Below are 8,618 nucleotides of genomic sequence, written 5' to 3' on the forward strand. Positions count from 1 at the left end.
GGGGGTGAGGTGTGGGGGCGGGGTGGACCGACGCACGGAGGCCCGTCCGGCCCACCCGCACGGACGCAGGTAACTCCCGTACGGCAGCGGTTACTTACCCGCAGCGCCCTCCGCAGGAGTACCCGTGCCGGTGCCGCTGTCGGCCAGGGCGGCCTGGGCCAGGAGGCGGCGGGCCAGGTCGCGGGCCTCGGCCACAGTGAGGGAGGCCCAGAGTCCGGGTTCGCCGCGCACGACCGGGCCCACGTCCAGGGTGACCCGGCTGATCGGCCGTTCCGGGATCGCCAGCAACAGTCGCTTCACCGCGACCTGCCGACCGCAGGTGGTCACCAACGGTGCTTCACCCGACGGCGGGAGCGGCTCCTGCCCTGACCGATTCATCTCCTTCACGACCCTTCTCTGAGTACCCGGCGAGGTATCAGGAGCAGCGCCGAACGGGCCCGGGATGTTCCCGCGCGTTGGCTCCGCCACCCGTTCGGCGCGACGGCGACGCCTGGTCGTACCGCCGCCTTGCCGGACGCCGCCGCGTTCGACTTCCGCCTCCACCGGGCATCCCGGCGCCGCCGGTGCGGACGCCGCTCACCCCACACCCCGACCGGTGTCGACCCGCGCCCCCGCCGTAGCCCACCGTGCACCCCCACACACCGCACCGTGGCGTTCACGGACCGTCCGGTGAACCCCGGGCGAATTCTCGCCCGCCCTCCGGTCAGAACAGGGTCAAAGGACGCGGTGGGGGTCGTAGCGCCCTCATAAGATCGCTGCTACCGCCACCTTTCGTACGACTGCCCCCTGGAGGCCCGGCGTGCCCGAAACCGCGCGCGGCGCCGATGCCGATGCCGAGCCTGGTCCTGTACCCGCCTCGGAGCTGACCTCGCCCACGCCCGAGCCCCGTACCGCCCGTCGCCGTACCGTGCTGCTCGTGGCCGGTGCCCTGGTCGCCGTGGCGGCAGTGGTCGCCGGCGTGCTCGCGGCCCGCGGCTCCGGCTCGGCGGACAAGAAGGCCACCGCCGCCGACGGGCTGCCACACACCACCGTCGAGGTCGCGACCGCCGGGTGCGGCAGCGGCTGGACGCATCCGCGGGCCGGGCATCAGGTCTTCGAGCTGCACAACACGTCCAGTACGGCGGCCGAGGTGTATCTGACCGATGCGAAGACCGGCGCCGTTTACGGCGAGGTCGAAGGACTCGCGCCGGGGACCGTCCGGCCGCTCGGGGTGACCCTCGGGAACGGGTCGTACGCCTTCAAGTGTCTGCCCGACGACGCCGACGCCGTGACCGGGCCCACCGTGCGGATCACCGGCTCGAAGGTGAAGAGCGGGCCGGCCGCCGTGCCGATCACGCAGCAGGAGCTCATCCCGCCAACGCTGGCCTACCAGAAGTGGATTCAGGGCCGGACCGTCGAACTCGCCCAGAAGACCGATGTGTTGCGTGCCGCCGTCGACCGCGGTGACCTCGCCGCCGCCCGTAAGGCGTGGCTGCCCGCACATCTCGTGTACGAGCGGATGGGCGCCGCCTACGGCACGTTCGGTGACTCCGACGGGGCGATCAACGGCACCACGGCCGGGCTCGCGGGCGGGGTGCACGACGCCGGATTCACCGGGTTCCACCGGGTCGAGTACGGGTTGTGGCACGGCGAGCCGGCGAGCGGGCTGCGCGGGCCCGCCGATCAACTCGCCAAGGACGTCCACGCGTTGGAGAGCGGCTGGCCCTCCCAGCGGATGGATCCGGCCGACACCGGGCTGCGTGCGCACGAGATCCTGGAGAACACCGTGCAGTTCGAGCTGACCGGCCGCACCGACTACGGCAGCGGCACCAACCTGGCCACCGCCCGCGCCAACCTCGACGGCACCCGCGTGCTACTTGGTTATCTGCGCCCGTTGCTGAAGACGCGGGACACGGGGTTCTCCGAACTCGGTACGTGGATGGACCGGGCCCAGCACACCCTGGACGGCCTCGACCACTCGGGGAAGTGGACACCCTTGGCTCAACTCACCCGTCCGCAAAGGGAGAAGGTCGACGCCGACCTCGGTGGACTGGTCGAGCGGCTGGCCGACGTGGCCGCCCTCACGGACGTACGGAGGACCGCGTGAAGCGCGTGAACGAGGTGGGCCGCCGGGGTTTCCTGGCGAGTGCGGCGGCCGTGGCCGGTGCCGGGCTGGTGGCCGCCGATCGTGGTGCCGCCGCGGCGGCCGTCCGGACGCCGGCCGCGACCGTACCCTTCCATGGGGTCCATCAGGCCGGGATCGTCACCCCCGCACAGCGCGCCACGGCGTTCGTCTCCTTCGATACGACAGCCGCCGATCGGGCCGAACTCACCGACCTGCTCCGGACGTTGACCGACCGGGCCCGCTTCCTCACCACCGGCGGCAGCCCGGAGGACCTGGGCATCACCGCCCCGCCCTCCGACTCGGGCACGCTCGGCCCGGACCTCCCCGCCGACCGGCTGAGCGTCACCGTCGGCGCCGGGGCCTCGCTCTTCGACGACCGCTACGGGCTGGCGAAGCTCACGCCCCGCCGGCTGACCACGATGCCGTCGTTCCCCGACGACGATCTCAACTCCGCCTGGTGTCACGGCGATCTGAGCGTCCAGTTCTGCGCCGACAGCGCGGACACCGTGCTGCACGCGCTGCGCGACGTCACCCGGCACACGCGCGGTGGTCTCCAAGTGCGGTGGCGGACGGACGGGTTCATCAGTCCACCGCGTCCCTCAGGCACCCCGCGCAACCACATGGGGTTCAAGGACGGCATCTCCAACCCCGACGTGACCGACACCCGTGCGATGAACGACCTTGTGTGGGTGGGCAGTAGCAGCGGCGAGCCGGGCTGGGCGACCGGCGGCAGCTATCAAGTCGTGCGGCTGATACGGATGTTGGTCGAGTTCTGGGACCGGGTCTCCATCACCGAGCAGGAGCGGATGTTCGGCCGCGCCCGGGACACCGGCGCCCCGCTGGACGGGCACCACGAGAAGGACACGCCCGACTTCGCGCAGGACCCGCAGGGTGATGTGATCCCGCTCGACAGCCACATCCGGCTGGCCAACCCGCGCTCCACGCAGAGCGCCGATCAGCGCATCCTGCGCCGGGGCTACAACTACGACCGGGGCATGGACGGCAACGGCAACCTCGACATGGGGCTGCTGTTCTGCTGCTACCAGCAGGATCTGGCCCGGCAGTTCGAGAACGTGCAGAAGCGACTGGCCGGTGAACCGCTGGTCGACTACATCTCGCCGTACGGCGGCGGGTACTTCTTCGCGCTGCCCGGTGTGCGGGACGCGTCCGACTGGCTGGGCCGCACCCTGCTGACCTGAGAGCAGGGTCAAGAACAGGCCAACAGACCATGAGAATTTCCTGACCGGGCGTTCGCTCCCACGTCATTGCCGCTCTCCCGCCCCGCCGTCACCATTGCCCAGGCTACGGCGGTAGGTGCCACGGCCATGGACGGTGTGGCAGCAGAACCACTGCTCCCGGAAGGCGAGACAGCATGATCGGCAAAGGAAGTAACCCCGGTGCACGGCGCCGGTTGACGCGCGTGGGCGCCCTGCTCGGCGCCGCGGCCCTGGCCACCGCGGGCGGAGTGGTCCCCGCGTCGGCGGCCTCGAACGGCCACCAGCCCTCGGGCGGCACGCACACCTCGACGCCGATCAAGCACGTGGTCGTGATCTACGACGAGAACATCTCGTTCGACCACTACTTCGCCACCTACCCCGAGGCCGCGAACACCGACGGCACCAAGTTCAAGGCCGCGGCGCACACGCCGAAGGCCGACAACCTGCTCAACGCCGGGCTGCTGAAGAAGAACCCGAACCTCTACACGCCCACCCGGCTGAGCAGTTCGCAGGCCATGACCTGCGACCAGAACCACTCCTACGGCCCCGAGCAGTACGCGGCCGACGGCGGCAAGGCCGACAAGTACGTCGAGAACACCGAGGTCAACAAGTGCACCGGCCTCTTCGGTGAGCCCGGTCTGGTGATGGACTACTACGACGGCAACACCGTCACGGGCCTGTGGAACTACGCCCAGCAGTACGCCCTCAACGACCGCTCGTTCAGCTCGAACTACGGTCCCTCGACGCCCGGCGCCCTGAACCTGATATCGGGTCAGACGCACGGCGTGATCTCCGTCGACCCGGCCTCGGGCACCGAGAACCCGAAGCAGACGACGACCCCGGACTCGTACGCCGTGGTCTCCCCGGACGCCAAGGGTGTCGGCACGGTCGTCAACGACCCCGACCCGGCCTTCGACGACTGCTCGGACAAGGACCACACCGCGACCAGCGCGCTCGCGGTGATGCAGGGCAAGAACATCGGTGACCTGCTCAACTCCAAGAACGTCAGCTGGGGTTGGTTCCAGGGCGGCTTCCGGCCCAGCACCGCGTGGGACGGCAAGAGCGGCGACTACGCCAAGTGCGGCGGCACCACTCACACGAACATCGGCGGCGCGGCCTCCGAGGACTACAGTCCGCACCACTCGCCGTTCGAGTACTACAAGTCGACGTCGAACCCGCACCACCTGGCGCCGAAGTCCGTCGCCGAGATCGGGCACAACGGCCGGGCGAACCACAACTACGACCTGACCGACTTCGACGCCGCGCTGAAGGCCGACAACCTTCCGGCGGTGAGCTTCCTGAAGGCGGCCGAGTACCAGGACGGGCACGCCGGTTACTCGGACCCGACCGACGAGCAGAACTTCCTGATCAAGGAGATCAACGCTCTTCAGAAGTCGCCCGAGTGGAAGTCGACGGCGGTCGTGCTCGCCTACGACGACTCCGACGGCTGGTACGACCACGTCTCCTCGAAGGTGCTGAACGGCTCGAAGGACTCGACGGTCGGCTCCAACGGCAAGGCCACGGACAGCCCGGCCTGCCAGGTCGGTCCGGCCGCGAAGGGCGGCTACGCGGACCGCTGCGGCCCCGGCACCCGGCAGCCGCTGCTGGTCATCTCGCCGTACAGCAAGGTCAACAAGATCGACCACACCGCGACCGAGCAGGCGTCGATCACGCAGTTCATCGAGGACAACTGGCACACCGGCCGCATCGGTGACGCGTCCTTCGACCAGCGGGCCGGCACCCTGGGCGGCATGTTCGACTTCCGGCACCCCAACAACAAGCAGGTGCTGCTGAATTCGAACGGCTCGGTGAAGTCGGTCAAGCGGATCCCGCACTACACCCAGACGTCGTCGACGGCCACGAAGGCCCCGTACCCGGCGTACGTCCAGGACCTGAAGGCGCAGAACGTCGCCGCGAGCAGCGGCTCCTCCACGGCTCTGCCGGTCGCGATCGGCGCCGGTCTGCTGACGGCGGTGGGAGCGACCACCGCGTTCGCCGTGTACCGCCGCAGGACGCGTGCCGCGTCCGTGTAAGTCACCGTGAACCGGGGCCGGTTGGCCCGTACCGAGGGCGGCGAGGACGATCTCCTCGCCGCCCTTCGCCGTGCCCGGTGTCGGCCTGATCGCCCCGGTTCCACGGGACGGCGCCTGCCCCTACACTGGCAGCTCACGAGGTACCGGGTGACCTGCGAGAACAGGTCGGTCGAGCCGACCCGCCGGAGTGAGGAGCGCCCCCCCTTGTTCTACTACCTCCTGAAATACGTCATTCTGGGGCCTTTGCTCAGACTGGTCTTCCGCCCCCGGATCGAGGGCCTGGACCACATACCGGAGGAGGGCCCGGCGATCATCGCCGGCAACCACCTGTCGTTCGCCGACCACTTCCTGATGCCGGCGGTCCTCAAGCGCCGCATCACCTTCCTCGCCAAGGCCGAGTACTTCACCGGCCCCGGCATCCGCGGCCGCCTCACCGCGACCTTCTTCCGCAGCGCGGGCCAGATCCCGGTCGACCGCTCCGGCAAGGAGGCGGGCCAGGCCGCGATCCGCGAGGGCCTCGGCGTCCTGAGCAAGGACGAACTGCTCGGCATCTACCCCGAGGGCACCCGCTCCCACGACGGCCGTCTGTACAAGGGCAAGGTCGGCGTGGCGGTCATGGCGTTGCGGGCCCAAGTCCCCGTCATCCCCTGCGCGATGATCGGCACCTTCGAGGCCCAGCCGCCCGGCAGGGTCATCCCCAAGGTCCACCCCGTGACGATCCGCTTCGGCAAGCCCCTCGACTTCTCCCGCTACGAGGGCATGGAGAACGAGAAGGCGATCCTGCGCGCCATCACCGACGAGATCATGTACGCGATCCTCATGCTCTCCGAGCAGGAGTACGTCGACCAGTACGCGGCCGTCGCCAAGGCGGAGGAGGCGGCCGCGGCGAAGGAACGCAAGTTCCCGCGCCTGCCGCTGAGTTGAGATCCCGAGAACCCTGAATTGATGTGAGTGAGGGGCGGCCGGTGCAGAACCGGCCGCCCCTCACTCGCGTACAACGGCTTACGGCACCGGCGTCGCGTGCGGGGTGCACGTGAAGTCGGAGGCGTCCAGCTTGCCGGTCAACAGGTAGGCGTCGACACGGGAGTTGATGCAGGGATTGACCAGACCGGTCACACCGTGCGAACCGGCGTCCTTCTCGGTGATGAGCCGGGAGCCCTTGAAGCTCTTGTGCAGGACGACCGCGCCCTCGTACGGCGTGGCCGCGTCGCGCTGTGACTGCACGATGAGGACGGGCGGCAGGCCCTTGCCGGTCTTGACCTTGACCGGGGACTGCTGCTTGACGGGCCAGGTGGCGCAGGGCAGGTTCATCCAGGCGTTGGACCAGGTCAAGAACGGGTACTGCTTGTTGAGCGCCGTGTTGTCCTTGTCCCACTTCGCCCAGCTGGTGGGCCACTTGGCGTCGGTGCACTCGACGGCCGTGTAGACGGCGTTGCCGTTCTCCGAGGAAATGTTGCCCGCGGTGTCCGACATGTCGGGCGAGGCCGCGTCGATCAGCGGCTGCGGGTCACCGGCGAAGTACTTGCTGAACGCGGTGGCGACCGGCACCCACGAGGAGTCGTAGTACGGGGCCCCTTGGAAGAAGCCGAGCAGTTCGGCCGGACCGACGACCCCGCCGAGCGGGCTCTTCTTCGCGGTGGCGCGCAGTTCGAGCCACTTGGCCTGGACGGCGGCACGCGTGGTCCCCAGGTGGAAGGCCGCGTCGTTCTTCGCGACCCAGTCCTCCCAGTCCTTCCAGCGGCCCTCGAAGGCGACGTCCTGGCCCAGGTTGGCCTCGTACCAGATGTTGTCCTGCGCCGGGTTGACGACGCTGTCGACGATCATGCGGCGGAGGTGGGACGGGAACAGGGTGCCGTAGACGGCGCCGAGGTAGGTGCCGTAGGAGACGCCCAGGTAGTTGAGCTTCTTCTCGCCGAGGGCGGCGCGGATGACGTCGAGGTCGCGCGCCGCGTTCGGCGTGGTCATCTGCTGGAGCATGGTGCGGCCGGTGCGCTTGGCGCAGCCGTCCGCGTACTCACGGGCGAGCTTGCGCTGCGCGTTCTTGTCGGCCGTGCTGTCGGGTACGGGGTCCGCCTTGGGCGCCTTCACGAACTCCTGCGGGTCGATGCAGGAGATGGGCGCCGAGTGGCCGACACCGCGCGGGTCGAAGCCCACGAAGTCGTACGCCTTGGAGGTGTTGACCCACAGCGGGTTCTTGGTGGTGACCCGGAGCGGGAAGCGCATCCCGGAGGCGCCGGGACCGCCGGGGTTGTAGACGAGCGCACCCTGGCGCTCTGCCTTCGTGCCGGTGCTGACGGCGCGGTCGACGGCGAGCTTGATCTTCTTGCCGTTCGGCTTGGTGTAGTCGATCGGCACGGTGACCCAGCCGCACTGGACGGGCTTCGCGAAGCCCCAGTCGGCGGGGCAGTCCTGCCAGTCGATCCCGGCCTTCGCGGCGCGGGCGGCGGTGAGCGCGGCGCCCTGGGCGGCCGCACGATCCTGACTGTGCCCCGCCGTCTGGCCGGTCTGCGCGTTGGCCGCGGGTGCCACCACGGCGCCGGCTATCAGTGCCGCCGCAGCGAATCCGGCCGAACCGAACGCCATTACCCGGCTCTTCGGTCTGTTGTGCCTCAAGTGGGCCCCTCCCCGTACATCGTTGCGAAATGGTCTCGGAGGATCCTCGCGGCTGTGAGCCGCCTGAGAACAGAGGCGGTTGACCTTCTTTACCAATCCGATAAGCGGAAACATCCGTACCGCTCAGCGGATACTCACCCGAGGACCGACATCGCCTCGTCCAGCACCCTCCGCAGCCGCAGCGCGTCGGAGGCGATCGCGCTCACCAGCACGGCGGGCCCGGCGAGCGGCACGAGGCTCGCACACTCCCCCAGCATGCGCGCCGCGACCGGCTCCTGGGTGAACTCCGGCCGTACGACGAGGAGTTGCCCCACAGCGCGATGCCCCCCGAGCACGGCGGGCCCGTCCCAGCCGCCCGGCGCTCCGGGCCCGCAGGCCAACTCCTGATCGAGCACGGTGCGCCCCGCGACCCGCACCGAGAGCCGACTGGTGAGCCGCCCGGGCTCCTCCCCGACCCGCCCAAGCACCTGCTCCTCGCGCAGCACGAGCCGGGCGGAGTCGGCGAGATCGACGCGCGTCGTGACCCGCAGATCACTACCGCGCACGGAGATCAACTGCTCGGGCAACCAGTGCAGTTCACCGTCTTCGGCGACGCTGAGCCGAACGTCGTACCGAGACTCCCCCTTCGCCTGCCCGGGCAGCGCGATGGTC

Annotated in this window: 7 protein-coding genes; 4 read left to right on the plus strand and 3 right to left on the minus strand. The window is 69.6% G+C overall.

What is annotated here, in order from left to right:
* Window positions 1–90 precede the first annotated feature (90 nt).
* Complete coding sequence (locus AC31A1_RS40775; protein ID WP_393753722.1) at window positions 91–327, minus strand: hypothetical protein; 237 nt, start codon at window positions 325–327, stop codon at window positions 91–93.
* Window positions 328–799: 472 nt separating this feature from the next.
* Here AC31A1_RS40775 and AC31A1_RS40780 point away from each other — a divergent pair, with 472 nt between their 5' ends.
* The 4 genes from AC31A1_RS40780 to AC31A1_RS40795 all read left to right on the plus strand — a co-directional run bounded on the left by AC31A1_RS40780 (window position 800) and on the right by AC31A1_RS40795 (window position 6,278).
* Window positions 800–2,086, plus strand: coding sequence for an EfeM/EfeO family lipoprotein (locus AC31A1_RS40780; RefSeq protein ID WP_489658133.1), 1,287 nt, complete (start codon window positions 800–802; stop codon window positions 2,084–2,086).
* Window positions 2,083–3,303: an iron uptake transporter deferrochelatase/peroxidase subunit gene (gene efeB / locus AC31A1_RS40785; RefSeq protein ID WP_489658134.1), complete on the plus strand. Its 1,221-nt coding sequence runs from the start codon at window positions 2,083–2,085 to the stop codon at window positions 3,301–3,303. Before AC31A1_RS40780 ends, efeB begins: the two co-directional genes overlap by 4 nt.
* 173 nt (window positions 3,304–3,476) lie before the next feature.
* Window positions 3,477–5,354: a phospholipase C gene (locus AC31A1_RS40790; RefSeq protein WP_489658135.1), complete on the plus strand. Its 1,878-nt coding sequence runs from the start codon at window positions 3,477–3,479 to the stop codon at window positions 5,352–5,354.
* 204 nt (window positions 5,355–5,558) lie between these two features.
* Window positions 5,559–6,278, plus strand: coding sequence for a lysophospholipid acyltransferase family protein (locus tag AC31A1_RS40795; RefSeq protein WP_489658136.1), 720 nt, complete (start codon window positions 5,559–5,561; stop codon window positions 6,276–6,278).
* A 78-nt stretch (window positions 6,279–6,356) separates the two neighbouring features.
* Here AC31A1_RS40795 and AC31A1_RS40800 read toward each other — a convergent pair whose 3' ends face one another.
* The gene (locus AC31A1_RS40800) at window positions 6,357–7,937 is read right to left on the minus strand and encodes an alpha/beta hydrolase (protein WP_489658137.1); all 1,581 of its coding nucleotides are present in this window, start codon (window positions 7,935–7,937) and stop codon (window positions 6,357–6,359) included.
* Window positions 7,938–8,101: 164 nt separating this feature from the next.
* On the minus strand, window positions 8,102–8,618 hold a 517-nt coding region (locus AC31A1_RS40805), incomplete at its 5' end, for an urease accessory protein UreD (RefSeq protein WP_489658138.1).

It is taken from the genome of Streptomyces sp. P5F9, assembly GCF_057961495.1.